Consider the following 26,990-nt stretch of genomic DNA (forward strand, 5'->3'; position numbering starts at 1 on the left):
AATAACGGTTCAGACGTGCGAGAAGCGGGCCGCGCGACGGTGAACGCGGTGTTCGTATCCGCGGGTGCGGTGCGGCTGGCCGAACAGGCGCATGGGTTCTGAGTAGAACATCTTCTTGGCGAACTCGACCAAAACGAGGTAGGTGATGACAAATGCAGCCAGCACAGCAAAGAACTGCCACGGCAGTGGTGTGAAACCTAGCGCCGCTGATACCGGTGACACTGTGAGCAGCACGCCGATCACCACGACGGTCAGGCTCGTGATCGTCAGCAATCCGCCGGGTCTGCTCCGGAAGAACGGCACCTTTCGGGTACGGATAGCGAAGATGATCAGCGTTTGCGTGGCAAGCGATTCCACGAACCAGCCCGTGCGGAACGTGACAGCTCCGGCGTGCAGCACACCGAGCATCAGCCCGAAGGTCATGAAGTCGAACAGGGAGCTGATGGGACCGAAGATCAGCATGAACCGTCGGATGAAGGCAACATTCCAGTGTGCGGGCGCGTGCAACTGTTCGTCGTCGACCCGATCGGTCGGGATGGCCAGCTGTGAGCTGTCGTAGAGCAGGTTGTTCAGCAAGATCTGGCTCGGCAGCATCGGCAGAAACGGCAGCAACGCCGACGCCGCTGCCGCCGAAAACATGTTGCCGAAGTTGCTCGATGTTCCCATCAGGACGTATTTGATGGTGTTGGCGAAGATCCGGCGGCCGTCTGCCACACCCGTGGCGAGCACACTGAGATCCTTTTCGAGCAGCACGACGTCGGCTGCGTCCTTCGCGACGTCGGTGGCGGTGTCGACGGAGATGCCCACGTCGGCGGCATGCAAGGCCAGAGCGTCGTTGACGCCGTCACCGAGGAACCCGACCGAGCGTTTCTTGCGCCGAGCCGAGGTGACCAGTCGCGCCTTCTGCTCGGGCGAGATGCGCGCAAAGATGGTGTGATTGTCGGCCGCCAGGGCGAAGCCGTCGTCGTCGAGTCCCTCGAGCTCGCTACCGGTGATCGTTCCTTTCGAGATCAATCCGAGGTCGCCACAAACCTTTTCCGCCACTTGGGCGTTGTCACCCGTGGCGATCTTGAGTTCGATCCCCAGTGCGGCCAGTTCTGTCAGCGAGTGCCGTGCCGCCGCCTTCGGCTCGTCGGCGAACACCAAGAATCCGGCCAGCATCAACTCGGCTTCGTCAGTGGGCGTGATGGCCGAAAGGTTCGGTGCGGGTCTGGCCGCCACTGCCACGACGCGCCGGCCGGCGGCGAACAATTCGGCCAGGGTCTCCTGCGCGGCGGGATCGGTCATCGAGCACCGGGCCAGGACCTGTTCGGGCGCGCCTTTCACCACGAGAACGCGCTTGCCGTTGTCGTCGACCAAGGCTGACGACGAACGACGAAGGTGATCGAAGGGCAGCAGCGCAATCCGGTGAACGTTTGCGACGGCGTCGAGAGCATTCGGAGCCTCGCACAGGGCGGCGTCGAGAGGGTTGGCGCTGACCCCGCCGGCCTGCAAGTCGACATCGGAAGCGAACAGGCCGAGCCGCAGTACCGAATCACTGTGCGCACCAGCGGCATTGACGGTGTCCACCAGGCTGATCCGCCCTTCGGTCAAGGTGCCCGTCTTGTCGGTGATCAAGATGTCGATGTCGCCGAGATCTTCGATACACACCAGGCGCTTGACCAACACTTTCGCCTTGGCCAACTGCCGCGATCCGGTGGCCAGACTGGCGCTGACCACGGCCGGCAGCAGTTGCGGGGTGATCCCGACAGCAATCGCCAGCGAGAACAACACCGAATCGATGATTGGCTTGCGCAGCAGCAGATTGCTGACAAGGATCAGCAGGGTCAGCGCGACCGCCACCCGCAGGAGCAGATACGAGAACCGGCGCAACCCGACCTGGAAATCGGTCTCGGGTTGTCGTTCACCGAGACCCGCTGCGATGCGGCCGAATTCAGCATTTCGCCCGGTGGCGTAGACAACACCGAGTCCTTCCCCGGCGTTGACGATGGTGCCCATGAACGCCAGATCCGCACAATCGGCAAGATCGGCGTCGGCAGGGACCGGATTCGGGGATTTCTCCGATCCCATCGATTCACCGGTCAGGATGCTCTCGTTGCACTCCAGCGCGGCGACCTCGATCAGCCGCACATCGGCAGGCACCGCCTCCCCCAGCGTCAGTCGGATGACATCGCCGGGAACGAGCGTGGCGACGTCGACGGAGACGAACTGCCCGTCCCGCAGTACCACCGCGCTGTGACGCATACGTGAGTGGAGTGCGGCCGCTGCCTGCTCCGCACGATATTCGTTGAAGAACCCCAGCCCGACGCTCACGGTCAGGATGGCCCCGATGATGATGGCCTGCATGCTGTCGCCGAGGAAGTAGGACACGATCGCGGTTGCGGCCAGCAGGATCAGCACTGCGTTGCGCAACTGACGGCCCAGTACCGCAAGCGCTTTGACCTGGTGAGTGCGCACAGCGTTGGGGCCCAACGTCGCCAGCCGCTCCGTCGCCTCTGCGCTCGACAGCCCCGCGGTGGTGCTGTTCAACGCCGCCAGGACCTCATCCACGGAAGCCGCTGCAGCCCGCCGCGCGGTCAGCACAGCCAGATGGGGTCCGTCGCTGACCTTCGGCGTCTCCATCGCCACATTCTGAACCACTTGTCTGACAGGCACGTAGGGCAGAAAGACCCCACCGCGGCTGTCCTGCGATCCGACCGGACACCGGTAAGGACCTTTGTCCCCTTCCGGAGTGCCGAATGGACCGTGCATGTCGACGTATCGAGGGGCACGATTGGAGTCCATGGACGGTGCGGTGATCGACACCGCGGGAGTGCACCAACTGGTCTCCACGCTGATCGACCGTGGATACCGGGTAATCGGCCCGACCCGCTCGGACAGCGCCATCGTGCTCGCCGAGCTGTCCTCAGCCGACGACCTGCCCCGGGGCTGGGGCGTAGAGGTGGGACCCGGGCATTACCGGCTACGACGACGCGACGACGACGCACTGTTCGGCCACTCTGCCGGGCCGCAGTCGTGGAAGCAGTTCTTGCACCCGCCGCGGCAGTTGTTGTGGTCGTCTGACGACCCGGCACCGGAGGAACCCGCCAGATATGCCTTCCTCGGGGTACGGGGATGTGATCTGGCTGCGATCGCGCGGCTCAACGACGTTCTCGGTGAGCGCCAACATCCCGACCGCGGTTTCGTCGGGCGACGGCGTCGCAGCTTCGTGGTCGCGGTCAACTGCACTGAACCCGGCGGCCTGTGTTTCTGCGCATCGATGGGGACGGGTCCGCACGTCGGGCCAGGCTACGATCTGGCGCTCACCGAACTGACCGGCCCTGGCGGTCGGCCCTACTACGTCGTTGACGTCGGCAGCGACGACGGCGCCGACGTGCTCGCGGCCGTGCCTCACCGCGAGGCCGATCGGCAGGAGATCGAATCGGCCGGAGCCCAGGTCGACGAGGCGGCGCAACACATGGGACGTCAGATGCCCCAAGGCGATCTGCGGGAACTGCTGATCCGATCTCGCGAGTCCCCGCACTGGGACGATGTCGCCAGTCGGTGTCTGACCTGCGGTAACTGCACAATGGTCTGCCCCACATGCTTCTGCACCAGCGTCGAGGACGTCACCGACCTCACCGGCGGGCACACCGAGCGGTGGATGCACTGGTCATCGTGCTTCGAGCCCGACTTCACATTCGTGCACGGGGGCAGCGTCCGGCAGTCCGGACCGTCGCGGTACCGGCACTGGCTCACCCACAAGCTCGGCACGTGGCACGACCAGTTCGGTAGCAGCGGGTGCGTGGGTTGCGGCCGGTGTATCGCCTGGTGCCCCACCGGAATTGACATCACCGAGGAGATGACCACGCTCGCGGATCTCGATGAGCAACGCGATGACTGATACCGCACTGTCGGCGATGGCACCGGTGCCATACCGGGTGCATGGCAGCGTCAGGGAGAACCGCGACTCCTCGACGTTGCGCCTTGAGCCCGTGCGCACCGCGCTGAATGCCCCGCAGCCGGGTGAATTCATGATGATGTACGCGTTCGGGATCGGTGAGATCGCCATCTCGGTCAGCGGCATCCCCACCGAGTCCGACCACACCATCGCCCACACCGTCCGTTCGGTCGGCGCGGTGAGCCGAGCATTGCGCGACTCACCACCGGGCACGGTGATCGGCATGCGCGGCCCATTCGGCACCAACTGGGGTCTGACCGATGCCGCCAGCCGTGACCTGGTGATCGTCGCCGGCGGCGTGGGCCTCGCACCGCTTCGTCCGGTTGTCCTCGGGGCGCTCGCCGATCGCGCTGGGTATGGGCGGGTGACCGTGATCGCCGGTGCTCGCTCCCGCGACGACTTCCTCTTCGGCGCGGAACTGCGGGAGTGGATGCACGCTGGAACCATCGACGTGCACCTGACCGTCGACGTTCCGGTGCAGGGATGGCCGGGTGAGGTCGGCTTGGTCACCGAACCGCTGCAGCGACTGCCGCTGCGGCCCGAGGACACCACTGCATTCCTGTGCGGACCCGAGTCGATGATGCACGCCGCCGCCGACGCGCTCATGCGAAAGGGCATGGCGGCCAGTGATATCCGGGTATCGCTGGAACGCAATATGCAGTGCGGCATCGGCTGGTGCGGGCACTGTCAGTTGGGACCCCTGCTGCTGTGCCGCGACGGCCCGGTCGTCGGCTACGACGTCGCGCAGCCCCTGCTCTTGGTGAAGGAGCTATAGATGACCACACCATCGTTGGCCGTGTGGAAGTTCGCCTCCTGCGACGGTTGCCAGCTCACCCTGCTCGACTGTGAAGACGAATTGCTCACTCTCGCAGGGCAGGTGCAGATCGCCACCTTCCTGGAGGCCTCCAGCGCGGTGATGGGTGGTCCTTATGACGTGTCGTTGGTCGAGGGGTCGATCACCACCCCGGCCGACGAGCGCCGGATCAGGGAAATCCGTGAGCAGTCGGAGATCTTGGTGACCATCGGAGCCTGCGCGACGGCCGGTGGCATACAGGCGCTGCGTAATTTCGCCGATGTGGCCGAGTTTGCGTCGATCGTGTACGCCCATCCCGACTACATCGACACCCTGGCCACGTCGACCGCCGCGGCCGACCACGTCAAGGTCGACTACCAACTGCAAGGCTGCCCGATCGACCGAGGCCAGTTACTCGACACACTTGCCGCGCTGCTGATCGGGCGCGAGCCGCGGTTGCCCGCAAAGACGGTGTGCACAGAATGCAAGCTGCGTGGGGTGACGTGCGTGGTGGTAGCCGACGGCATCCCGTGCCTCGGGCCGGTCACCCACGCCGGGTGTGGGGCATTGTGCCCGACGTACCATCGTGGCTGCTATGGCTGTTTCGGGCCAGCCGCCGCACCCAATTCCGCGGCGCTGGTTCCGCTGTTGCGCCGCGACGGGCTGTCGAATGACGATGTCGGCAGGGTGTTTTCGACATTCAACGTCACCCGTTTCTCGGCTGAGCGGAACGATCGATGAAGCCCGAGGTGCGCACGCTGTCGGTGGGTGCGCTGACCCGGGTCGAGGGCGAAGGTGCCCTGCATGTCACGCTCAGCGACGGTGCCGTCGAGAGTGTCGAACTCAACATCTATGAGCCGCCGCGGTTCTTCGAGGCGTTCCTGCGAGGCCGCGCCTACACCGAACCACCTGACCTCACCGCACGCGTGTGCGGCATCTGCCCGGTCGCCTACCAGGTGAGCGCATGCAACGCCGTCGAAGACGCCTGCGGGGTGACGGTCGACCCCGAGCTGGTACAGCTACGCCGTCTGCTCTACTGCGGAGAATGGATCCACAGCCACGCCCTGCACATCTTCCTGTTGCACATGCCGGATTTCCTCGGCTATCCGGACGGCATCAGCCTGGCCAAGGATCGACCGGACCTGATCGAACGCGGCCTGGCCCTGAAGAAGGCCGGCAATCGGTTGATGGAGCAGATCGGCGGGCGTGCCATCCATCCGATCAACGTCCGGTTGGGCGGGTTCTATTCGGTGCCCGAGCGCGACGATCTCAAGCCCGTGGCCGAACAACTGCGCCGCGCCCTCGACGACGCCCTGTCGACCGTGCATGACATCGCTCAATTCGATTACCCGGACCTCGAATTCGACCACGAGTTCCTGGCGCTGACCGATTCCGGTCGCTATCCGATCGAGAACGGCACGATCGCACGCAGTGCAGGCGCCGCCTTCCCGGTCTCCGCCTTCACCGATCATGTGATCGAAACTCAGGTGCGACGTTCCACAGCGCTCCATGCGACCCTCGACGGCGCCCGTTACCTGACCGGTCCGCTGGCGCGCTACTCGCTGCACCATGCCGCGCTGTCACGTGTGGCTCAAGACGCGGCGGCCGCCGCAGGATTGGGTCAACAGTGTCGAAACCCTTTCCGCAGTATCGGAGTTCGCACGGTCGAGGTCGTGTATGCCATAGACGAGGCATTGCGCATCATCGCCGAGTACACCCGGCCTCCGCGTCCCTTCGTCGAGGTCGCACCACGGGCCGGGATTGGACACGGGGTGAGCGAGGCGCCGCGCGGGCTGCTCTATCACCGTTATGCAATCGGAGCCGATGGACTGGTCCGAGCTGCGACGATCGTGCCGCCCACCGCCCAGAACCAGGCGGCTATCGAACACGAGATGGCAGAACTCGTCGCGGCGAATCTCATCCTCGACGATGCCTCCTTGACCGCGTTGTGCGAGAGGTCGATCCGCAACCACGATCCGTGCATCTCGTGTTCGGCGCATTTTCTGACGCTGACTGTGGACCGCAGATGACTGGTCCGGTCCTCGTCATAGGTATCGGGAATGCTTTCCGGTCCGACGACGGGATCGGTCTCGCGGTGGCCGCGGAAATCGCTCGACACCGCATGCCGGGCGTACACGTCATGACCGACATAGGCGACCCGGGATCGATGCTCGACGCATGGGTGGGCGCCGATCTGGCAATCGTGGTCGACGCGGTGATCAGCTCTGCCGGGACAACCGGCCGGGTTCGACGCTGGACACCGGGCGAAGACCGAGAGCCGCCGGTAGTGAGCTCGCACATGCTCGGTCTGGCACAGGCGTATTCGCTGGGCGAAGCGCTCGGGCGGCTACCGCGGCGATTGGTGGTCTTCACCGTCGACATCGCAAACGTCAGCCACGGTGACACCTTGACGCCCGCCGTCGCCGCGGCTGTACCGCGTGTGGTCGATGCCGTACGCGCCGAACTCCTTACAGGGAAATCGTCGTGACGCTGGCCAAATTCTGCGGCGCTGGCGCACTGAACACCCGGTATTGCTCGTACTCCGCACGAGCGGTTCGCTGTGCACGCTCGCGGATACCGCACATCATTCCGTACTCCATGATGAAATGTGCGATGTCGAACAAGGCATATCCAACCGGGGCGCCGGCCGTACGCGCAATCATCCGGGTCCGGCCATTGCTGGGTTTCAGATGGAAACCCCATGCCCACGAAGCCTTCTCGCCGCGTTGCACGCGCTCGAAATCGCCCGGCGACATCAGCACCAAGTGAGCCTTCGGCTCGACGAGCGCCACCACCTGACGAGCGTGGGCGCCGTAGCGCCGAGCCAGCCAGACGGTGTCACCGACCTGGAGATCCTGCCACTCCGGATGAATCCTGTTCGCGTTGTGAATGCGTGCCCCCAAGGCCCGCTCCAGCAATGCATAGCTGTAGAAACCGGCTCGGCCTTCGCCGATCTGCGCCAGCCACGGCCATACCGCCCGCCGCGGGGCATCGACCGTCACCGCCCGCGTCGTCCGAGGCACGCCCGCCGTCACCAGATCGTCTCCGGGGAGCACGGCAGCCGCTTCGTCTGCACCTGCGCCCCAGGTGTACATCCACGGGCGGAATCTACCGCGGTACATCGCAATCACGCCGGTCGCCGCCATCAAGCCTGCGAGGCAAGGACGTTGCTTTCCCATGACCCGACGGTAAGAGAACCGACACGCATGGGAGAAGGGCCGAAGGTCCCCCGGTATCGCGCGCTGCGGCCCACGCTCGGCGATCACGCCGCGACCGCGATCGTCTCGTCGAAGCCCGCGACGAGGCAATCGTGCAGCACATCAGGGTCCGGAATCGCGCCGGTGTCGATGTTGATGCCGATGGCGCACGTGTCGACGTAGGTGAACAAGGTGACGTTCACACTCGCGCCCATGGTCGGTGAGAACGCATACTGCATCCGTACCGGTGCGCCACCGAGCTGCAGTGGCATCGGGAACCCCGGAACGTCGCTGGCGACAAAGTCGATGCGACGGAGTTGAGAACCGATGTAACTGCGCGGCATGGCATTCAGAGAGGCGGCGATGAGCTGGGTGTAGGCAACGGACTTCTCTCCCCTTGCCTTGCTGGTCCGTTCGTGTAGTTCGCGGATTCTGCGTGTCGGGTCCGTAACCCCAACGGGCACAGGCAGGCGCACGAGGGTTGCCCGGTTACCACCGGCGGCATCCTTTTGGCTGCGGATGCTGATCGGCATCGACATCACCAGTTCCTCGACCGAAACGTCATGGTGTTCGTGATAGCGACGGAGGCCGCCGGCGACAGCCGCCACGAAAGCGTCGTTCAGGGAGCCTCCCGCGACATGACCGGCAAGCTGCAGAGCGGGACGACTCACCTCGAGAACGTCGAGATGCCGAGTTGGCGTGCGGCTCCGCATAATAGGTGATCGAGGCCCCGCGATCGGACGTGCGGCTCGATAGATCGACAGCGCCGTCGGTGCTACTGCCAGGGCGGCCGTGACCGGGTGCCGCAATGTCGTTACGGCATGGGAAACCGAGCCGAATGAACGCGACGGCACGACGACATCTTTACTTGGCCCCAGCACGTCGTCGTAGAGAACCTCCGCGATGTGTACTGCACCGACACCGTCGGTGAGCGAATGATCGAACTTGCACAGCAGCGCTGCACTCCCGTCGGCCAATCCGTCGACAAGTGTCGCTTCCCAAAGCGGTCGGTTTCGGTCATAGCCGGCCATGACTGCGGTCCCGGCAAGTTCCAGGAGGTCCGATTCCCGGAATTCGGGTTCGGTCAGGCGGTGCAGATGAAATCCGAGATCGAAGTCAGGGTCCGCCTCCCAGCGGGGCGGCCACAGCGGCGCCGCCCGGACAACTCTCTGCCGGAAGCGCGGCACCGCGTGGCTGATCCGATCGAAACGATCGACAACCAATTTCCAGTCGGGGGGCCGGTCGAACAGGATGAGGGTGACGATTGTCGATCGCAACACCGGGTCAGCCCCGAGTGACCACATGAACGCGTCGGTACCGCTCAGGTAGCCGTCCATGTCAGCGCTCAGGCCCGGTGACCGGCTGTTCAGCACGGCTTTCTCGAGCGTCGTTGGACATTCTTAGATGTTCGTCACACGCTGCGGCGCGCGACAGGGTCGTCCGGACACAGAGCAGAGGACTTAAGCCACTCCGACGACATCGCGGGACTTCGGTACCACCGGATGCTGTCATGGGGACCTTCGTCCCTAGCGATATGCCCACTGTGCGGAAATGATGGGAGGTGTATGTATACCCGGAAAGGGGATGGTAACGGTGACGGCGATCACCACAGCCGAATGCGCAGGGCTGACTAGACCGCAGATCGAAGCTGTCGCGTGGGGTTTCCTGCGATCTGAATTCACCCAGCGGATGTACGCCAGCTGGCCGATCGACCGGCGCATCGATGCATACCTCCATCATCACGGTCTGCAAGACATCATCAATGACGGCTCCGCCTATGACCGGTTGACCGAGCGAGTGATGGCGAACCTGGGTCGTGCACGGCGTACCGGTCAGCTGGGACTGCCGAATCAGTTGGGATTGCCGAAACAACGATCGTGACCGTCGTCCGGTCACGGCAATGGTGCCGACCATCTCAGCTTGGTGCCGCGGCCGGCCATTGCTTCAACGGTGAACGAACCGCCGGACTCCTCGGCACGGCGACGCAGGTTGATCAACCCGCTGCCGGTGATCTCGTCACCGATTCCGCAGCCGTTGTCGATCACTTCGATCGTCAGTTCGTCGGCGACCGCGACATTGACCGACAGAGTGGTGGCGTGTGCGTGCCGGACCGCATTGCTCACCGCCTCTCGGACAACAGCTTCGGCATGATCTGCCAAGGAAGTATCGACAACGGACAGCGGACCGGAGTACTGCACCGTGGTTCGGACCCCGGAACCGGCGAACTGTCCGATGGCTTCGTCGAGCCGCTGCCGCATCCGGGTGATCCCCGACTCAGCGCTGTGCAGGTCGAAGATCGCGGTGCGGATCTCCTGGACCACCTCTTGGAGGTCATCGACGCACTCGGTGAGTCGCTGTCGCACCTCGGGGGCACGGGCGCGCGGGATCGTGCCCTGTAGCGCCATGCCGACCGCGAACAAGCGCTGAATCACGTGATCATGCAGATCGCGCGCGATCCGGTCACGGTCGGTCAACACGTCGAGTTCACGCATTTGCCGCTGTGTCGTCGCCAGCTGCCACGCGAGCGCGGCCTGGTCGGCAAACGCGCCCAGCATGTCCAATTGCTCTTCGCTGAACGGCTCTGCCCCCGCTGGACGCAACGCCACCAGAACTCCGGCAACGGTATCGGTCGCGCGCAGGGGCAGCACGAGCGCCGGGCCGGTTGCTTCGTCAGCTTCCGGCAAGATGTGAATGCCGTCGAAGCGTCCGGCTTGCCGCTGGACGAATGCCTGACCGATGACCGTTTCGGCTACCGGGATGACCGTTGCCGCCGTGCCGGGACCCGCGCCCGCGGTGGCTACCACGATCAGCTCATCGGTGTCTTCCGGCGGCGCATCGGGGTCATCCGGAACAGCGACCAATGTCGATTCCGCACCACTCAGATTCCGGGATTCGTCGGCAACGAGCCGGAAGACCGTCGCAGGATCAGTACCGGACAACAACTCGGTCCCGATGTCGCGAGTCGCCTCGATCCAGGACTGTCGGGCCTTCGACTTCTCATAGAGGCGCGCATTGTCGATGGCGATGCCCGCCGCAGCGGCCAAGGCTTGCACGAGAACCTCGTCATCCTCACTGAACGGTTGTCCACCGGCCTTTTCGGTCAAATAGAGGTTGCCGAACACCTCGTCTCGGATGCGGATCGGCACGCCCAGGAAGGTCCGCATCGGCGGGTGGTTCGGCGGAAACCCCACAGACGCAGCATGATCCGAAATGTTGTCCAGCCGGATCGGTTTGGGTTCGTCGATGAGCACCCCCAGAACGCCACGTCCGTCGGGCAGGTTCCCGATACGCTCCCGCGTCGCCTCGTCGATGCCCTCGTAGATGAATTCGACCAGCTCGTGATCATGGCCACGCACGCCTAGCGCACCGTAGCGGGCATCGACCAACTCGATCGCGGTGTGCACGATGGTCCTCAGGGTGGCGTCGAGTTCCAGCCCGGACGTGACCACCAGCATGGCATCGAGCAATCCGTCGAGGCGGTCACGGCCCTCGACAATCTGTTCGACGCGGTCCTGAACTTCCACGAGTAACTCGCGCAACCGCAGCTGCGACAACGTCGCCCTGAGCGGATGCACGGTGCCGTCAGCGCCCGTCCCTCCGGCCACGACACGATGATCCCACTCAACAACCGCGAACGCGAGTGAAAGTTCGTCCCGGTTGCTGCGGACTCAACGATTTCCGCTGTACCTGAGGACTTTCGGACCACAGCCAGCCGACTTAGCGCCCTGTTCCGCGCACCGGCCCGGCAGGCATGATCCCTGGATGAGGCATGACAACTGGCTGATGATGGAACCTACTGGAGACGGGCCACCGGCGCCGTTTCGCACCCGTCTGGCCGGGGCGGGTCGTCACCTCCCCGACACGCACCTGACGTCCGCGGCTTTGATGTCGGCGACGCGTCATCGCACCCACATCGACCTTGAGCGCCTGACGGGTATCAGGGAGCGCCGCATCTCCATCGGTGACGAAGACTCTTTCAGTCTCGCCACCGCAGCAGCCCGGAACTGCCTGGACGCCGCGCAGTGCGAGGCTGCGTCGGTCGACGCCGTCATCAACTGCAGCATCACAAAGTTTCGGGGCGGATTGATCCAACGGGTGGAGCCGCCGATGAGCGGTATGGTCGCCCACGCCATCGGCGCGGACAACGCCATCACGTTCGACCTGTCCAACGCGTGCGCGGGAATGCTGACCGGCGTCATGATCGCCAACAACTGGATTCGGCACGGGATGATCCGTCGAGCGCTCGTTGTCAGTGGTGAGTACATCTCGCAGCTCGGCCGCAATGCCTCCCGCCACATCCGCACCATCATGAGCAAGGAACTCGCCTCGCTGACACTCGGTGACGCAGGCGCTGCGCTGCTGCTCGAGCGGGCAGATGACGACTCGCCGGCGGGAATCACGTTGGCCGGGTTCACCACGGTGGCCGGTTACAGCCGGCTCTGCCTTGCCTATCCGAAAGGTCACGAATCCGGTGGGCGAATGTTCACCGATGCCAGAGGCATTCAGCAGGCAGCGATGTCCGACACTCCCCTGCTGTTGCACGAGGTGCTCGACTCGGTGGGCATCTCGATCCACGACATCGACCACGTCATAACCCACCAGACCTCCGCCCGGGCGATCCGCAAGGGCATGGCGAAGGTTTCCGCGTCCTTTGGTGATCGGCCCCGACACGACGCGGTGATCACCGTCGACCGCTACGGCAACACCGCGTCGACAACGCACACCGTGGCGCTGATCGAAGAACTCGAAGCCGGGCACGTCGGGCCCGGAGAAACGATCGCCCTGATCGCCCTGGCCTCCGGACTCGAAATCGGCATCGTCCTCCTGACCCTCGACGAGACAGTGGTGAACCATCATGGGCACAGTGATTGAAGCGACCGCTCTCACCTCCGGCCGGCATTGGCGCGATCGGCACAGCGCGCTGAGGCTCGCGGTGCGAGCGGCCGAGGATTGCCTGCACAGCGCCGGCCGCGAGGCCTCCGATGTCGACCTGCTGATCAACGCCGGGATCTACCGCGACCGCAATCTCGGCGAGCCTGCGCTGGCCGCAATGATCCAGCAGGACATCGGCGCTCACCCGGAAGACCCACACCCGGAAGCGCACGGGACGTTCTCGTTCGACATCGCCAACGGATCGTGCGGAATCCTCACAGCGCTGCAGATCGTCGACGGTTTCCTCAGCGCACATGTCATCGATCGAGCATTGATCGTCGCGAGCGACGCCGACCCGGGCCGCAGAATGAGTGAGGACTTTCCGTTCGCGCCCGCAGGAGCCGCATTGCTGTGCCGCTGGTCCGACGACGACGATGGGGTCGGCCGCGTGCAGTGGACAAGCATCTGCGACGAGGGGGAAAGCTTCAGCGCCGCGGTGGGACAGGGCAATAGCCGAAATGTCCTCCGGGTCAGGGAACGTGGCGTCATGGACGAACGGTTTGCAGCGGCCGCTGCACAAGCCGCGATTCGGTGCCTCGACGCCGCGGTACTCGACATCGCCGAGATCGCCGCAATCGTTGTCGCGCCCGCCCGTGATCAGTTCCGGAGCTTGCTCGCCGAGCATCTCGCGGTCCCCGAAGACACCATCCTCATTGCCGATGACGAACACAGCCACACCGCCGCTCTGGCCGGTGCGTTCGAGCGCGCCGTACGGGTGGTGGGTCCCGGTGATCGCATCCTCATGGTGGCGGCGGGCGCCGGTGTCTCAGCCGGCGCCACGCTCTACCGGATGCCGCGGCAAGCGTTGGCAGGCTGAGCTAAAGCCCCGTCGGATACGTCTCGGGCGTTTCACCTTGAACCCACGTGCTGGTGGTCTCAAGCGGTTCCAGCGCGCGCGTCCGGTCGATGTGGATGATCGCATCGAACTGCTCAGACGGACGTACGTGGTAGTAGTGGCTCTGGCGTTCCGTGGCGGGCAGGTAGATCACCCCGATGGCACGGCCCAACCGGACGACGTCGAGAGGCTCTGCTGCGGCTCGGCTGATCATCGCCGACACCAGGAACTCCGGTTCACCGGTCTCGTGGAAAAGCTCCTCGATACTCCCGTTGAGTGCCGGCCTGACCACTTTGCGCTCGGCGACTCCGCCCCATTCGCTGGCCGCCGTGACGGTGCCCGTGTACGTGGTGAAACCGATCGAACGGGAGTCCTTGGCCCAGCGCTCGCGCACCAACTGTCCCAGGGTCAACTGGCCGTCGTTGCCTACTTCAGTGGCTCGAGCGTCGCCGACATGAGAGTTGTGGGCCCAGACCACGATTCGGGCCGGCTCGCGGTCTCCGTGGCGATCGAGGTGCGCCAGCAACGCCTGCAGCGTTTGCGCCATGTGCTGGTCACGCAGATTCCACGAGGTCACCCGCCCACCGAACATCGCGCGGTAATACACCTCGGCGTTACGCACGGTTTGCGCGTTCTGCTGGGCGTAGAAGAGTTCGTCCTCCGCGAGCAGGCCGTCACGACGCGCATACTCCACCGCGTTGCGTTGCATCTCGACCAGTTGGTCTACCGCTTGACGTTCGCACGACAGGCCGGCACCGAACGCCGCGGCAAACCCATAGGCCTGGCCGTCGTCGGCGGAGGTGTGGTCGAAGCATGCGTAGCGTTCTCGCGCCCGTGCCGCGGCAACCGGATCGACGTTTTCGAGGTATCCGATGACCTCCTGCATGGACCGATGCAGGCTGTAGAGATCCAAACCGTAGAAGCCGGTTTCACGGTCACCGTCAGCCCGCCGGCGCCCATTGTGGACATGCAGCCAGTCCACGAAGTCGCGGACCACGACGTTGCGCCACATCCAGGCCGGGAACCGCTCGAATCCGCTCAGCGCCCGGGTGGCCGAGCCGTCGTCACCGAGTCCGCGGACGTACCGGTTCACGCGGTAGGCATCCGGCCAATCCGCCTCGGCAGCAACGGCGCAGAAGCCCTTTTTCTCGATCAGCCATTTGGTGATCTCCGCCCGCGCCGCGTAGAACTCGTGTGTGCCGTGCGAGCTTTCGCCGATCAGCACGATCCTGGCATCGCCGATGATCTCCTCGAGGGCTTCGGTCGGGGGGACGCCGCCCGGGGCATCGACGGCTACCCGTCGAACGACCGCCGCGGGTGTCTCCTCGACCCGAACCCGTTCTGCGACAGGGCTCGTGGTCGGTGTCGCGAGCAGCTCACGCACCTCTTCGTCGCTGACCTGCCGGAAATCCCAGAACGACTCACCGACCGCCACAAATGGTGTGGGCATCGACGCGCACACCACATCGTCGACCACGGCCGCGAACTCGCGGCAGGTGGATTCCGGTGCCGCGGGCACGGCAATCACGATTTCGGCGGGGTCGGATTCCCGCAGCGCCTGCACCGCAGCGGCCATGCTCGCTCCGGTTGCCAACCCGTCATCGACCAGGATGACGGTCTTGCCGGCGACGTCGACGCGCGGGCGGCCGCCGCGATAGGCCGCTTCACGCCGGTGCAGTTCCCGCCCTTCGCGTTCGGCGACAGCGCGCAGTTGCTGCGGGGTGATCCGCAAGGCACGAAGCATGTCGTCGTTCACCACGACGCGTCCATCTGCGGCAAGCGCGCCTACGGCGAACTCCTCGTGTCCCGGCGCGCCGAGCTTGCGCACGACGAAGGCATCCAGCGGAGCTCCGAGGGCGGCTGCCACCTCCCAGGCGACGGGGATACCGCCGCGGGGCAGCCCCAGAACGATGAGGTTCTCGCGGTCTCGGTATGCGCCCAGCAGACCGGCAAGGACTTGTCCTGCCTCACGGCGATCGCGGAACACATGCCGCGGCGTACCTCGGGTGAGGCCTCGTGATCGAGTCATGATTGCTCCCTCGGTGCTGTTCGAGCTATAGGCGAATCTGACCACCGCGGCACCGCCGCCACTAGAGACCGAAGTCCCCGGTGCCCGGGGACATTTGTCGACGTCCAGTTGAGGGACCACTGGCCCTAGCCCAGAACGCGCAGCCGCTGCATGGTCGGGATATGACGACGAACATCACGCGCGGCGCAGGTGCGATCGCACTTCTGTATGCGGCAAGGCGCTTCTACCGCAACTGGGGCACGACGAAGGAAGAATGCCAGCTGCCGATCCCCGGTGACAAGCTGATCAGTAAGCCCGCAGACGTTACGACAGAGGGTATTTGGATCGATGCCCCGCCGCGCGCCGTCTGGCCGTGGCTGGTTCAGATGGGACAGGATCGCGCCGGTTTCTACGCCCTGCCGGGGTTCCAGAACACCGATCGGATTCATCCGGAATGGCAGCGTCTCACCGCAGGCGATACCGTGCGACTCACGCCGGAGAACTGGGCGGGCCAGCCCAACGGGTACGTGCTGTCGGTCGTGGAAGTCATTGAGCAGCAGGCGATCGTGCTGCGCACGCCCAAGGGCAGCAGTTGGGACGCTGTCTGCACGCTCCACCTGGCGCCACATTGGCAAGACCGGTGCCGGCTGCTGGTCCGGACTCGCATCGGGCTGGTCCATCCTGGCGCGGTCGTGCTCACCGAACTCGTGGGAGCTCCCAGGGCACTGACTGTTCGACACATTCTCAAGGGCATCAAACAGCGCGCAGAAACTGCCTACCAAGCCGAGGTGTCCGCCGAAACATCCAATGCCGCGGCGGACATTCACCGGGTGAACTGATCACCTACTCATCGGCAGTGTCACGGGCCGGCTCAGGGCCGAAGACAAATCGCCTTCCGGTGACCCTCAGCGGTCGAATCCGCACGTAGTGCCTTTTGGTCGTAGCCGTCCAGGGATAGAGTTCGGCACGCTCGGCCTCCTCGATCTCCTCATCGGTACGCAGCGTTTGTGCGAGCCCCCGGACGATCACACTCCAGCCGTCGCCGGCCTCGTGGTCGTCGGCCTCGAACAGCACGTGGTTGTTGATTGCGGCACTGACCAGCTTGGCCCCCTCGTCGGTACGAAAGAGCACGGTGCGTCGCTGCACGACGAAATTCACCGGGAAGATCTCCGGCTCTCCATTCACACTCGTCACGAGCCGCCCCAGCGCCACGCTGGACAGCAGATTCCAGCTTTCGGGCTCGGACAGAATGGAAATCGGTTGCGATTCTCTGGTCATGCGAAAGACGCTACCCAGCGTGAGGCCTGCACCGACATGGCCGAAAGTCCCGAAAGGTCAGACACCAACGGCCCTCGTCGAGCGGCTAACGGACAGCCAACGAACCAGCGGACGCACCGGGGAACCGGACCATGTGCCCCGGCGACACTCGTTCGACCCGACCACGGCATTCGACCGTGACGGGAGGAAGCTCGCGCGGGCTCACACTCACCTCCGCACCGAGGCCGCTGACCCGGATATACAGGTGATGACCTCGATAGTGAATCGGAAAGCCCAATGCGCCAAGTGATTCGGGCCAGTGCGGGGAAAGGACGATCCGGTTGCTGCGGGTTTCGAGACCGGTGAAACAGCGCTGCATGAGGTCGACACTGCCGGCCATCGCGGCGAGATGAATCCCCTCGGAGGTCGTACCCCCCTGGATGTCGGCGACGTCGGACTTCAGCACGTCGCGGAAAAACTCCAAGGCGTGATCCCGGTTGGCGCGCGCGAGAACCCACGAGTTCACCACCGCGCTCAGCGTGGAGCCATTAGAGGAGCGCGCGATGTAATAGTCGACCATCACCGGGATCCGCTCGGGCGGAAATTCGTAGTCGAGTCGGTCGAGCAACTCCCCAAGCTCATCGGACGACAACAGATACAGCAGCATCAACGTGTCGGCCTGCTTGGCGGCCTTGTACCGATTGACGTCATCACCCTGGGCTTCCAGAATGCGGTCGAGCCGTTGGATGTTTCCGTACCTGGTGCGGTAGGACTCCCAATCCAGTTCCGCCAGTTGGTCGTACCCGTCGAACTGGCTGATCATGCCCTCATGGAACGGCACGAACATCCGGCGGCTGACATGGTCCCAGCGTGCGAGTTCATCGTCTGTCAGGGCGAGTTTTTCACGTAGGTCGAGCCGGTTCGCCAACGGCATGGCCGTCAGCGCGTCGATGGCCCGCAGGATGACCCATACGGCCATGACGTTCGTGTAGGCGTTGTCGTCGATTCCGTCATTGGGTCTTTCGGGGTACCCGGAGTGGAACTCATCTGGCCCGATCACGCCGTTGATGTGAAAACGGTCGGCTGTGCTGTCGTAAGTCGTTCTGCTTACCCAGAATCGAGCAATTTCGACCAGCATCTCTGCCCCGTAGTCGATCAGATAGGCCAGATCCGCGGTGACCTGATAGAACTGCCAGACGTTGTAGGCGATGGCAATACCGATGTGATGCGCACGATGGCTCGCATCGACGCTCCACCGGCCGGACCGCGGGTTGAGGTGCAGCTCAGGGCTTTCCTCGCGGCCGTCGCTTCCCGACTGCCACGGGAACATCGCCCCCGCGTAACCCGCCAACCTGGCGGCGCGACGCGCCTCGGTGAGCCGCCGGTACCGGTAGCGCAGCAACGCGCGGGTGATCGTCGGGAAATGCAGGTTGAGCACCGGGAAGATCAGCAACTCGTCCCAGAACACATGGCCGCGGTATGCCTCACCGTGGAGGCCACGCGCCGGGATGCCGACATCCAGGTCCTCGCTGTTGTACGAAACCGTTTGCAGCAGGTGCATCAGGTGCAGTCGCAGCACTCGTAACTCGTCGACGTGACCGTCGAAGTCGATGGTCAACCGTTCCCAGATGTGCGACCAGACCAGCTCATGCGCGCCTCGCAACTCGGCGAATCGGCCCTGCCGTTCCAGCCGGCGTTCAGCGCCGCCGGCCGCATCGGACGTCGCCACGTCGCGTCCGGTCACCACCACCGCGATCTTCTCGATCGCCAACGCCTGCCCCGCGGTGAGTTCAGTGCTGATCTCATGGCCGATCTCGTATCCGTCGTCGACGAGCCGATACTTCGCTACCGCGGCGGCATCGTCACACCACACCGTGGTTCGCGCAGCAAGCGCGATGGGAATCTGCGACTGCTTGGTCTCAACCGTCAGGAGAACCGAATTGTCGGTCAGTGCCCGCTTTTCCAATGACCGGAGATGGTCACCGGCCAGCTCGCGGTAGCGCTCGACACCGACATTGCAGACGTTCGCGTCCAGTGTCGAACGAATCTCGATCGTGCCGCACCAGTCCTCGGCACGGACAACGGTTTCCAGAGCCGCGACATGGGCCTGGTCCATGGCGGCAAATCGATTCTGCGTCACGGCCGTCGTGTGTCCGGCTTCATCGCGGAAACGGAACTCCCGGGTCAGCACCGCGGCGCGGAGATCGAGGGCCTGGCGGAATGAGAGCAACGTGACGGTGTCGATGTCGAACCAGTCCCCACCGTTCACACGAAAGCTCAGGGGGAGCCAGTTGGGGACGTTGACGAGGCTTTCGTTCTCGACCGTGGTACCGCCGACCAGATCGGCCAGACGGTTGTACACGCCCGCGACGTAGGTACCCGGATAGTGCACCTGATCCGCCGTCGATTCGGGTGCCGCGCCGCGGGTGGCGAAGTAGCCATTTCCCACTGTGCACAGCGCTTCTCGCAGCTTCTCGTCCGCCGGCACGTACTCGTCGTAGGCAAACGTCCATCCGCTGCGGGAATCACTTTGCCGGTGAGCCAGCCAAGCCGCGCCGCGCCGCAGGAACCGGCCGACTTCGACGGGATCGTTCAGGCGGTACTGAGCGGCGGTCCGGCGATCGCCGTCTTCGCCATGGCAGACGATCACGCCGACACCTTTGAGTCGAATCGCGTCGAAGACGTCTTCGTCGGTGAGGTCGTCGCCGATGTAGATGGGCAACACGTGGTCACGCGGATGCATCTGGTTGCGGATCCAGGTCAGCGCCGTGCCCTTGTTCCAGTCGATGTCTGGCCGCAACTCGACCACCATCCGTCCACCGGTCACCCGCAATCCGCGGCGGTGTCCTTGCCGGTGTGCGGCGACGAGAATTTCATTCACGTGCCGTGGCGCCACGTTGCGGTAGTGAATCGCAACCGCGTACCGCTTGGGTTCGATGAGTACACCTGGTACGTCGGCCAGTTCGGCGTGCAAGGCCTCCGCCGCGCGCTTGAGAGCCGGTACGGCGGCCAGGGCCGCGTTTTGGTCGTGATGATGTCCTTCGGGGTCGACGAGTTCGAAGCCGTGGTTGCCGGCGTACCACAAACCTGGCACACCTACTCTCTCGCGGATATCAGCCAGATCACGTCCGCTGATTACGGCGACAGGACACCGCGCGGCCAAGTCGGCCAGTGTCTCGGCGACACCGCCGACAAGCGTCGCAGTGTCCGGATCCGTCACGATCTCGGACAACGTCCCGTCGAAGTCGAGACAGACCAGCGGCCGCCTGCCGTCGACGACACCAGTCAGCTCGCCATAGGCATCCATCACATTGGGCAGCCCTGACATGGGTCTGTCTCCGGTACGGACCACGGCGGCCGCCAGATCGGGAACCACGACGTCGGCGCCCGCGCGGAGCAGTTCCTCCCGGTGGCCGGTCCGGTCGACGCCGATGACAAGAGCGAAGCCGCCATTACGTCCGGCCGTCACGCCGGCTTGTGCGTCCTCGACGACCACGCAGCGTTGCGGCGTCACGTGCAACCTGGCGGCGGTCTCCCAAAGCACCGCCGGGTCGGGCTTGCCCGGCAGCTTGAGCGCTTCGGCAACCACACCATCGACACGGACGGGAAACAGATCGCCCAGTCCGGCTGCCTCGAGCACCTTTTCGCAATTCCGGCTGGACGAATAGGCTGCCGTGGCCACGCCTGTCTCAGCGAGCCTGCGCACCAACGCCACCGTGGACGGATAAGCCCGCACCCCATTTGCCATTCGCTCCAAGAAGAGCTGTTGCTTACGATTCGCCAGACCCCAGACCGTGTCGTATCCGGTGTCGTCCGGGTGACCGCTCGGAAGCGAAATCCCCCGGGCTCGAAGCAACGCCGCGATGCCGTCCTGGCGAGACTTGCCGTCCACATACCGGCGGTAGTCCGCCCCGGTGAATGGCGAGACGTCCTCGTTGTTGCGGGCCACCCGGTGTGCGAAGAACTCGGCGAACAACGCCGTCCACGCCGCGGCGTGAATAGAGGCCGTATCGGTGACCACGCCGTCGAGGTCGAAGATGACCCCGTCATGCGACCGTGGGTCGATCGTGGCCGACACAGTCATTGACGGCCGCTGCCGGAAAGCGATACGTCGACGTCGGTGTCCCTGTCGCCGAAGTCGGCGAGGACGACGGGTTCGTCGGCGAGCGCAAAAAATCGTTCCACATCGGCTTGCGTGCACGGTTGGCTGCCCGGCGTCAGCAACTCGGCCGTGGCGGCCGCAATCCCGTACCGCACAGACTCGTTCATTGACCAGTCCCTACTCAGCCCCACGGTCATCGCCGCAACCATCGCATCACCCGCACCGACACCACTGACCACTGTCCTCATCGGAATTCCGGGGAACCACAGCGCTTGCCGTCCAGTTATCAGGAGTCCGCCATCGGGGCCTAGGGAAACGACGACAGTCTCCGCTTGACCGCACGCGATGATGTCTCGGGCGGCGGCGACCTGCTCGGACCTGGTTGCCAGCTCACGTCCGGCCAATTCCCGGAGTTCGTGCACACTGGCCTTCAGAAGAAACACGCCCGAGGTGAAATGCCGCAGCCCGCAGCCGGAGGTGTCCAGTATCAGCCGCGCACCGACATCTCGACACACGAGGGCGACCTGCTGGTAGAAGTTCTCGGCGGCACCCGGCGGAAGACTCCCGCTGGCCACCACGAACCGAGCCGATGCGGCCTGCTGCCGCAGCTCTCGTAGGCAGCACTGCTGTTCGACGAAGGACACCCGCGGCCCCGGGAGCACGAACCGGTATTGCAGACCGGTACGTGTCTCGTTGACCGTGAAGCTTTCCCGGGTCGCGCCCTCGATAGTGATGCGTCGGATCGGGATGGCGTCCCGGGCAAGAAGTCCGGTCAACAGATCCCCGGATGAACCACCCGCGGGGTAGATGGCACAGACCGATGTACCGAGCACATCTGCCACCTTGGCGACATTGATTCCACCACCGCCGGCGTCGTAACGAGGGTCGGCGCACCGTATCTTGTCCGTCGGTCGCACCTCCTCGACGGAGCTGGTGATATCGACCGCTGGGTTCATCGTCAATGTGACGATCGTTGGCGAGATTGGCCGCTCCATGTTGTTGATCCGACTACGCGCATCCGCTCAGCGCTAGGGGCCGAAGTCCCAGATCGGCATATTGAGGACTTCTTGCCTGACGTATCGGTGACCTTCAGCCCACCGGTTGTGGTCCTCGGGCGCTACGCGTGTCATACGGCATGTCGAAAGCTGGTTCCATGCAACGCGACACCTACATCCGTGCCATCTCGACGCTGCGAATCACCGATGCCGAGGAAGCGGGCGGCAAAGGTGCCAACATGGGTGAGTTGGTCGCCGCGAACCTTCCCGTCCCACCCGGCTTCGTCCTGCTGCGCGACTGCTACCGCGAGTCGATGAACGCGGGTGGAGTGGCTGAACAGCTCAACGACCTGCACCGGGACGCGATGAAGAATGCGGCGGACACGACACGGCTCAAGGACATGTCCAGCCACATGCAGGATCTGGTCCGCAAGGCCGGTGTCGCAACTGTCGTACGTGATCTACTCATCGACGCTTATCACGCCCTGGGTTCTGACGTCGTTGTCGCCGTTCGCTCCTCGGCGACCGGTGAGGATGGCCGCGACGTCTCGTTCGCCGGCATGAACGCCACGGTCACCAATGTCAGCGGTGAGGACAATCTGGTCGCTGCGGTGCTCCGGTGCTGGATGTCGCTGTTCAGCCCCCGCGTCATCACCTACCGCGCCACCCGCGGCTTCACCGCGGACCCGGCCATGGCCGTGGTGGTCCAAACGATGGTCGACTCCGAAAAGGCCGGCGTGGCATTCACCGCCGACCCCAGCAGCGGCGCGCTCGACCGAGTAGTGATCGAGGCCGCGTTCGGTCTCGGTGAAGTCGTGGTATCGGGAGAGGTCGAGCCCGACACCTATATCGTCTCCAAGGAAACACTGAGGCCGCTGGATGTCAGGGTCGGCCACAAGAGCTTCAAGATCGTCCGTGGTGCGGACGGGCACGACCATGCTGTCGACCTCGACGACGGTTCGGCCGACACCCGCGTGCTCGACGACGGCGAATTGCGGTCGATCGCCGAACTCGCCGTCGCGACCGAGCAGCACAACGGCTGTCCGCAGGACACCGAGTGGGCGATAGCAGACGGCAAGACATATCTGGTGCAAGCCCGCCCCATCACGACGTTGCCGACCGCGTCGACCGACCCACATGCGGTTCTCGTGCGTGGGCTGGCCGCCGCACCCGGGAAAGCCACAGGCAAGGTCCGTGTTCTGCAGTCGCCGGACGACGGCGTCCAGTTGCTCGACGGCGAGGTCCTGGTGGCGCCGATGACGAACCCGGACTGGCTACCCACGATGCGCCGGGCCGCGGCATTGGTGACCGATACCGGCGGCATGACCTGCCACTCCGCAATTGTGGCCCGCGAGTTGGGGATTCCGTGTCTGGTAGGTGCCCGCACCGCGACCCGTGACCTCCATGACGGCACAACGGTCACAGTGGACGGGACGCGTGGACAGGTGATATCCGGTCGGGTCGATGCCACGACGACCACGGTTGCCGACCGCACGTCGCCCGCCGAACCGACCGCGGAAGCCACCGGCACCCGGATCTACGTCAATCTCGCGATGCCCGACACCGCGGAAGCCGTTGCCGCACAGGGGCCAGACGGCGTCGGGCTGCTCCGGGCCGAGTTCATGCTGACCAACGCGTTCGATGGCCGGCACCCGCGCGACGTGATCGCCCACGGGGAGCAGGACGCCTTCGTCGACAAGATGGCGGCAGCCGTCGGCCGAATCGCCGCCGCGTTTGCCCCGCGGCCGGTCATCTACCGCGCCACCGACTTTCGCAGCAACGAGTTCCGCGGTCTGGCCGGAGGCGCGGCCTACGAACCGGTCGAACACAACCCGATGATCGGCTACCGCGGCTGCTACCGCTACATCAAGGAGCCCGACCTGTTCGCGCTCGAGTTGCGGGCGCTGGCGAGGGTTCGTGAGCAATTGCCCAACGTGCATCTCATGATTCCGTTCGTGCGCACCCGATGGGAGCTTGAGGAATGCCTGACGCTGGTGGACGCGAGTCCACTGGGCCGGCACCGCGGCTTGCATCGTTGGGTGATGGCCGAAGTCCCGTCGGTCGTGCACTGGCTCCCCGAGTACATCGGGATGGGCATCGACGGGGTGTCCATCGGCAGCAACGACCTGACTCAGCTGATGCTGGGCGTCGACCGCGACTCCGATATGTGTGCTGAACTGTTCGATGAGTCCGATCCCGCCGTTCTCGATGCCATCGGTCAAATCATCAGCACAGCACGGAAGTTCGGCATCACGTCCTCCTTGTGCGGACAAGCGCCGTCGACCGACCCGACATTCGCGGAACACCTGGTCCGAATGGGTATAACGTCGGTATCGGTAAACCCGGATGCGCTGACCGCGACTCGTCGCGTGGTGGCCGCGGCCGAACGTCGCCTGCTACTCGACTCGGCGCGATGACTCTCGGCGACGACTCCGGGACTTTGGACTCCAGCACAGCGTATTCGAGCAGCCGTAGCGTCGTCAGCAACCAGCGGATTGGAGAGCATCATGAATGGCAGCCGCATGGCGAAGCCCGTCGTCGTCGGGATCGATGGCTCCGCACCGTCCATCGCCGCAGCACAATGGGGCGTCAAGGAAGCGATCAGCCGCGATGTACCGCTACGGCTGGTATGTGTCATGAAGTCGAAGCACCCGTCCAGTGACGACTATTACCGCGATATCCATCACGCGGAGGAGTCGCTCCGGTTTGCGCAGGCCGCCGTGGACGCCACCGGAACCTACGTCAAGGTCGAGACGGCGATCCTCGACGGTCCGCCCGGCGCCGTTCTCATCGAAGAGTCGCGGAACGCGGCGCTGATCTGTGTCGGCTCGGTCGGGATCGGGCAGTACGTGCGGTCGATCCTGGGCTCCACCGCCGCCGAGCTCACCGAAAAGGCGCACTGCCCCGTCGCGGTCATCCGCCCGCAGGAGTTCCCATCACAGCAGGATGTCGACTGGGTGGTGGTCGCCGTGAACGACAAGCCCGGCAACGACGTTGTGGTCGAATCCGCCCTGACGGAGGCGGAGCTACGCCGCGCACCGGTGCTCATGCTGGGCAGCCACGGCAGCGTCGAGCAGCGCGTGAAACAGTGCAGCCAACACCACCCCGGCGTGCACATCTATCCGATCACCGAAGGTGCCGGTGTCGCCCGATTCCTCAAGAGGCACGACGAGCGCGTGCAACTCGCCGTAATCGGCAGCGCCGAAGCCGATCAGCTCGCACACATCATCGGACCGCACGGCCACCGGCTCTTCAATCACGCTCGGTCGTCGACGCTGATCGTGCGTTGACGGGAGACGTCTACGCCGAATGTCCGAACGGCCACCGTAGTCTCCTGTCGGCGACGGCGGTGAATTCAGGTCTGCTCTCGATCAGGCCGCTTTTGCTTTCCCGCGTTCTGCAGACTCAGAGCGACGAGCCGACGTACCCCGTCTTCGATACCGCGCGCGAACTTGTCGACATCTCGGCCGGTGTCGTAATCGGCGGTGATGCCGAACACGAGGTCGTCGCCATAGCTGAGAATCGCTATGCCCGTTCGCAACTGGAGTGCGATCGGAGGGATGGGCAACAGCCGGACCACCTCTTGTCCCATGACCCGCAGATGCGTGCGGGGCCCGGGTACGTCGGTGGCGACTGTGACGACGCCGCGCTGCGGCAGTTTCATCAGGGTCCTGACAGTCCAGGCCGCCAGCGGAAACGGGGCGGCATTGACGAGATCGACGAACCAGGTCCCTCCTTCGCGCTGGCCAGCGACCTTGGTTCGCATCAACCGCTGGTGAACCAACTGGAGCTGCTCCAGTGGATCCTCCTTGTCAACGGGAAGAAACGGCAGCATCGCCGAAACCCGGTTGTCGGCAACATCGAATGCGTCGCTACCGCGAATCGACACCGGTACCAGAGTCCTCAGCGTCGTTCGCCGGGGTTTCTCGCCGCGGCGGGCCAACGCGGTCCGAAAACTGTGGGTGATCGCCGCCAGCGCAACGTCGTTGAGCGTCACGTCGAATTCGTCGCATACCTTCCGCACATCACAGAGGCTCACTCGCGCGGCACTGAACCGCCGCATGGTGGTAACCGGGCCCGTCAACGACGATTCCGCCGCGGGATTCAGCAGTCCGGCAGCGAGTTCGATCGCGCCTCCCACTGCAAGGGTCGCTGTTCTGGTCGTCGCCGCTGCCAGGTGCCACATGCCACTCACCCAACCCAGGGGGTTCAGACCGATCCCGGCCCAATCGAGCCCCGAGCTGGATTCCGTGGTAGCGGCCCGTATTGAGCTGGCGAACGTATCTCCCGCGCCCTCGTCGCTGAGCCCCGCGAAGATCCGCATCGTCGCTATACCGTCGGCGACGCAGTGATGGATCTTCATCAGCACAGCCCATCGACCGCCGGCGAGACCTTCCACAATCCAGCACTCCCAGAGTGGTCGGTCACGGTCGAGTCGTCTCTCTACGACATCGGCGACAAAGCGAAACAGTGCCTCATCATCCCCGCCATGCGGCAGCGCGGCCAGATGGATGTGGCGGGAGGGATCGAGGTTGGGGTCTTCGGCCCACACTGGCGGTCCCAGATCCAGCAGATGCGTGTGCAGGACCTGCCTGAGCCGTGGTACCGCCAGGATTCGTTGCGCGATCGACGCGGCGATCGTGTCGAAATCCGGCATCGGCCCCTCGATGATCGCGAGACCGCCAACCGCAAGACTGACGTGCCGGTCGGAATCCTCTGCCTCGAGAAACGCTGCGGCAAAGGGCGACAAGTGCTCCATAAGATGACTGTCCGCCCACTGCCGGAATGGGTGAAGGGAACGAGGTCACCTACTTGCAGGGACCACGTCCTCTTTCCACCAACGTTGGCTGAAGGCCTGAACCGCACCGGCATCCGATACCGCGTTCCTGACCTTGGTCGTACGGGTTGATGACCAACGGCCCACGAAACGG

General features: G+C 64.5%; 20 protein-coding genes. 11 read left to right on the forward strand and 9 right to left on the reverse strand.

What is annotated here, in order from left to right:
• Positions 1 to 9 precede the first annotated feature (9 nt).
• The gene (gene mgtA / locus B133_RS0111050) at positions 10 to 2,784 is read right to left on the reverse strand and encodes a magnesium-translocating P-type ATPase (RefSeq protein ID WP_018601071.1); all 2,775 of its coding nucleotides are present in this window, start codon (positions 2,782 to 2,784) and stop codon (positions 10 to 12) included.
• Here mgtA and B133_RS0111055 point away from each other — a divergent pair.
• The 5 genes from B133_RS0111055 to B133_RS0111075 are packed head-to-tail and all read left to right on the forward strand — an operon-like array spanning position 2,783 to position 7,221.
• On the forward strand, positions 2,783 to 3,883 hold the full coding sequence (locus B133_RS0111055) for a 4Fe-4S dicluster domain-containing protein (protein ID WP_018601072.1): 1,101 nt from the start codon (positions 2,783 to 2,785) through the stop codon (positions 3,881 to 3,883). The two genes, mgtA and B133_RS0111055, sit on opposite strands and share 2 nt — an antisense overlap.
• Positions 3,876 to 4,715: an FAD/NAD(P)-binding protein gene (locus B133_RS0111060; RefSeq protein ID WP_369751446.1), complete on the forward strand. Its 840-nt coding sequence runs from the start codon at positions 3,876 to 3,878 to the stop codon at positions 4,713 to 4,715. Before B133_RS0111055 ends, B133_RS0111060 begins: the two co-directional genes overlap by 8 nt.
• A complete protein-coding gene (locus tag B133_RS0111065) occupies positions 4,716 to 5,474 on the forward strand; it encodes an oxidoreductase (protein WP_018601074.1) in 759 nt (252 codons plus the stop codon).
• On the forward strand, positions 5,471 to 6,763 hold the full coding sequence (locus B133_RS0111070) for a Ni/Fe hydrogenase subunit alpha (RefSeq protein ID WP_018601075.1): 1,293 nt from the start codon (positions 5,471 to 5,473) through the stop codon (positions 6,761 to 6,763). The genes B133_RS0111065 and B133_RS0111070 overlap by 4 nt, the downstream gene beginning before the upstream one ends.
• Positions 6,760 to 7,221 carry a hydrogenase maturation protease gene (locus tag B133_RS0111075; RefSeq protein ID WP_018601076.1) on the forward strand — a complete coding sequence of 154 codons (462 nt, stop codon included), beginning with the start codon at positions 6,760 to 6,762 and terminating at the stop codon, positions 7,219 to 7,221. Before B133_RS0111070 ends, B133_RS0111075 begins: the two co-directional genes overlap by 4 nt.
• Here B133_RS0111075 and B133_RS0111080 read toward each other — a convergent pair.
• On the reverse strand, positions 7,202 to 7,912 hold the full coding sequence (locus tag B133_RS0111080) for a hypothetical protein (RefSeq protein ID WP_232423283.1): 711 nt from the start codon (positions 7,910 to 7,912) through the stop codon (positions 7,202 to 7,204). The genes B133_RS0111075 and B133_RS0111080 overlap by 20 nt on opposite strands.
• A gap of 83 nt (positions 7,913 to 7,995) precedes the next feature.
• On the reverse strand, positions 7,996 to 9,267 hold the full coding sequence (locus tag B133_RS0111085) for a wax ester/triacylglycerol synthase domain-containing protein (RefSeq protein WP_026256267.1): 1,272 nt from the start codon (positions 9,265 to 9,267) through the stop codon (positions 7,996 to 7,998).
• A 247-nt stretch (positions 9,268 to 9,514) separates the two neighbouring features.
• Between B133_RS0111085 and B133_RS0111090 the strand changes: the two genes are divergently transcribed.
• On the forward strand, positions 9,515 to 9,811 hold the full coding sequence (locus tag B133_RS0111090) for a hypothetical protein (protein WP_018601079.1): 297 nt from the start codon (positions 9,515 to 9,517) through the stop codon (positions 9,809 to 9,811).
• Between the two features lie 11 nt (positions 9,812 to 9,822).
• Here the strand turns inward: B133_RS0111090 and B133_RS0111095 are convergent, their stop codons facing one another.
• Positions 9,823 to 11,535: a GAF domain-containing protein gene (locus B133_RS0111095; RefSeq protein WP_018601080.1), complete on the reverse strand. Its 1,713-nt coding sequence runs from the start codon at positions 11,533 to 11,535 to the stop codon at positions 9,823 to 9,825.
• A gap of 157 nt (positions 11,536 to 11,692) precedes the next feature.
• Here B133_RS0111095 and B133_RS0111100 point away from each other — a divergent pair, with 157 nt between their 5' ends.
• Complete coding sequence (locus B133_RS0111100) at positions 11,693 to 12,802, forward strand: 3-oxoacyl-ACP synthase III family protein (RefSeq protein ID WP_018601081.1); 1,110 nt, start codon at positions 11,693 to 11,695, stop codon at positions 12,800 to 12,802.
• Positions 12,786 to 13,679: a 3-oxoacyl-[acyl-carrier-protein] synthase III C-terminal domain-containing protein gene (locus B133_RS0111105; protein WP_018601082.1), complete on the forward strand. Its 894-nt coding sequence runs from the start codon at positions 12,786 to 12,788 to the stop codon at positions 13,677 to 13,679. The genes B133_RS0111100 and B133_RS0111105 overlap by 17 nt, the downstream gene beginning before the upstream one ends.
• A 1-nt stretch (position 13,680) precedes the next feature.
• On the opposite strand, the gene B133_RS0111110 is transcribed toward B133_RS0111105, so the two are convergent.
• A complete protein-coding gene (locus tag B133_RS0111110; protein WP_026256270.1) occupies positions 13,681 to 15,726 on the reverse strand; it encodes an erythromycin esterase family protein in 2,046 nt (681 codons plus the stop codon).
• Between the two features lie 161 nt (positions 15,727 to 15,887).
• Between B133_RS0111110 and B133_RS0111115 the strand changes: the two genes are divergently transcribed.
• Positions 15,888 to 16,544 carry a hypothetical protein gene (locus B133_RS0111115; RefSeq protein WP_018601084.1) on the forward strand — a complete coding sequence of 219 codons (657 nt, stop codon included), beginning with the start codon at positions 15,888 to 15,890 and terminating at the stop codon, positions 16,542 to 16,544.
• Between the two features lie 4 nt (positions 16,545 to 16,548).
• Here the strand turns inward: B133_RS0111115 and B133_RS0111120 are convergent, their stop codons facing one another.
• From B133_RS0111120 to B133_RS0111130, 3 genes are all read right to left on the reverse strand, one after another.
• A complete protein-coding gene (locus tag B133_RS0111120) occupies positions 16,549 to 16,983 on the reverse strand; it encodes a pyridoxamine 5'-phosphate oxidase family protein (RefSeq protein ID WP_018601085.1) in 435 nt (144 codons plus the stop codon).
• Between the two features lie 85 nt (positions 16,984 to 17,068).
• Positions 17,069 to 21,046, reverse strand: a complete 3,978-nt coding sequence (gene otsB / locus B133_RS0111125; RefSeq protein ID WP_018601086.1) for a trehalose-phosphatase — start codon at positions 21,044 to 21,046, stop codon at positions 17,069 to 17,071.
• Complete coding sequence (locus B133_RS0111130; RefSeq protein WP_026256271.1) at positions 21,043 to 22,059, reverse strand: 1-phosphofructokinase family hexose kinase; 1,017 nt, start codon at positions 22,057 to 22,059, stop codon at positions 21,043 to 21,045. The genes otsB and B133_RS0111130 overlap by 4 nt, the downstream gene beginning before the upstream one ends.
• A 158-nt stretch (positions 22,060 to 22,217) precedes the next feature.
• Here B133_RS0111130 and ppsA point away from each other — a divergent pair, with 158 nt between their 5' ends.
• Complete coding sequence (gene ppsA, locus B133_RS0111135) at positions 22,218 to 24,476, forward strand: phosphoenolpyruvate synthase (protein ID WP_026256272.1); 2,259 nt, start codon at positions 22,218 to 22,220, stop codon at positions 24,474 to 24,476.
• A 90-nt stretch (positions 24,477 to 24,566) separates the two neighbouring features.
• Positions 24,567 to 25,349 carry a universal stress protein gene (locus tag B133_RS0111140; protein ID WP_036418560.1) on the forward strand — a complete coding sequence of 261 codons (783 nt, stop codon included), beginning with the start codon at positions 24,567 to 24,569 and terminating at the stop codon, positions 25,347 to 25,349.
• A 65-nt stretch (positions 25,350 to 25,414) separates the two neighbouring features.
• On the opposite strand, the gene B133_RS0111145 is transcribed toward B133_RS0111140, so the two are convergent.
• Positions 25,415 to 26,818, reverse strand: a complete 1,404-nt coding sequence (locus B133_RS0111145; protein WP_018601090.1) for a wax ester/triacylglycerol synthase family O-acyltransferase — start codon at positions 26,816 to 26,818, stop codon at positions 25,415 to 25,417.
• Positions 26,819 to 26,990: the final 172 nt, after the last annotated feature.

Origin of the sequence: Mycobacterium sp. 155 (assembly GCF_000373905.1) — a bacterium.
GTDB lineage: Bacteria > Actinomycetota > Actinomycetes > Mycobacteriales > Mycobacteriaceae > Mycobacterium.

What these genes read in the sequence shown, in the direction of transcription:
- B133_RS0111115 (WP_018601084.1), top strand. Translation starts at nt 15,888, where the DNA reads ATGACGACGAACATCACGCGCGGCGCAGGTGCGATCGCACTTCTGTAT.
- B133_RS0111090 (WP_018601079.1), top strand. Translation starts at nt 9,515, where the DNA reads ATGGTAACGGTGACGGCGATCACCACAGCCGAATGCGCAGGGCTGACT.
- B133_RS0111075 (WP_018601076.1), top strand. Translation starts at nt 6,760, where the DNA reads ATGACTGGTCCGGTCCTCGTCATAGGTATCGGGAATGCTTTCCGGTCC.
- B133_RS0111105 (WP_018601082.1), top strand. Translation starts at nt 12,786, where the DNA reads ATGGGCACAGTGATTGAAGCGACCGCTCTCACCTCCGGCCGGCATTGG.
- B133_RS0111145 (WP_018601090.1), bottom strand. Translation starts at nt 26,818, where the DNA reads ATGGAGCACTTGTCGCCCTTTGCCGCAGCGTTTCTCGAGGCAGAGGAT.
- B133_RS0111065 (WP_018601074.1), top strand. Translation starts at nt 4,716, where the DNA reads ATGACCACACCATCGTTGGCCGTGTGGAAGTTCGCCTCCTGCGACGGT.
- B133_RS0111080 (WP_232423283.1), bottom strand. Translation starts at nt 7,912, where the DNA reads ATGGGAAAGCAACGTCCTTGCCTCGCAGGCTTGATGGCGGCGACCGGC.
- B133_RS0111070 (WP_018601075.1), top strand. Translation starts at nt 5,471, where the DNA reads ATGAAGCCCGAGGTGCGCACGCTGTCGGTGGGTGCGCTGACCCGGGTC.
- B133_RS0111130 (WP_026256271.1), bottom strand. Translation starts at nt 22,059, where the DNA reads ATGGAGCGGCCAATCTCGCCAACGATCGTCACATTGACGATGAACCCA.
- ppsA (WP_026256272.1), top strand. Translation starts at nt 22,218, where the DNA reads ATGCAACGCGACACCTACATCCGTGCCATCTCGACGCTGCGAATCACC.
- B133_RS0111100 (WP_018601081.1), top strand. Translation starts at nt 11,693, where the DNA reads ATGAGGCATGACAACTGGCTGATGATGGAACCTACTGGAGACGGGCCA.
- otsB (WP_018601086.1), bottom strand. Translation starts at nt 21,046, where the DNA reads ATGACTGTGTCGGCCACGATCGACCCACGGTCGCATGACGGGGTCATC.
- B133_RS0111060 (WP_369751446.1), top strand. Translation starts at nt 3,876, where the DNA reads ATGACTGATACCGCACTGTCGGCGATGGCACCGGTGCCATACCGGGTG.
- B133_RS0111110 (WP_026256270.1), bottom strand. Translation starts at nt 15,726, where the DNA reads ATGACTCGATCACGAGGCCTCACCCGAGGTACGCCGCGGCATGTGTTC.
- B133_RS0111140 (WP_036418560.1), top strand. Translation starts at nt 24,567, where the DNA reads ATGAATGGCAGCCGCATGGCGAAGCCCGTCGTCGTCGGGATCGATGGC.
- B133_RS0111055 (WP_018601072.1), top strand. Translation starts at nt 2,783, where the DNA reads ATGGACGGTGCGGTGATCGACACCGCGGGAGTGCACCAACTGGTCTCC.
- B133_RS0111120 (WP_018601085.1), bottom strand. Translation starts at nt 16,983, where the DNA reads ATGACCAGAGAATCGCAACCGATTTCCATTCTGTCCGAGCCCGAAAGC.
- mgtA (WP_018601071.1), bottom strand. Translation starts at nt 2,784, where the DNA reads ATGGACTCCAATCGTGCCCCTCGATACGTCGACATGCACGGTCCATTC.
- B133_RS0111085 (WP_026256267.1), bottom strand. Translation starts at nt 9,267, where the DNA reads ATGGACGGCTACCTGAGCGGTACCGACGCGTTCATGTGGTCACTCGGG.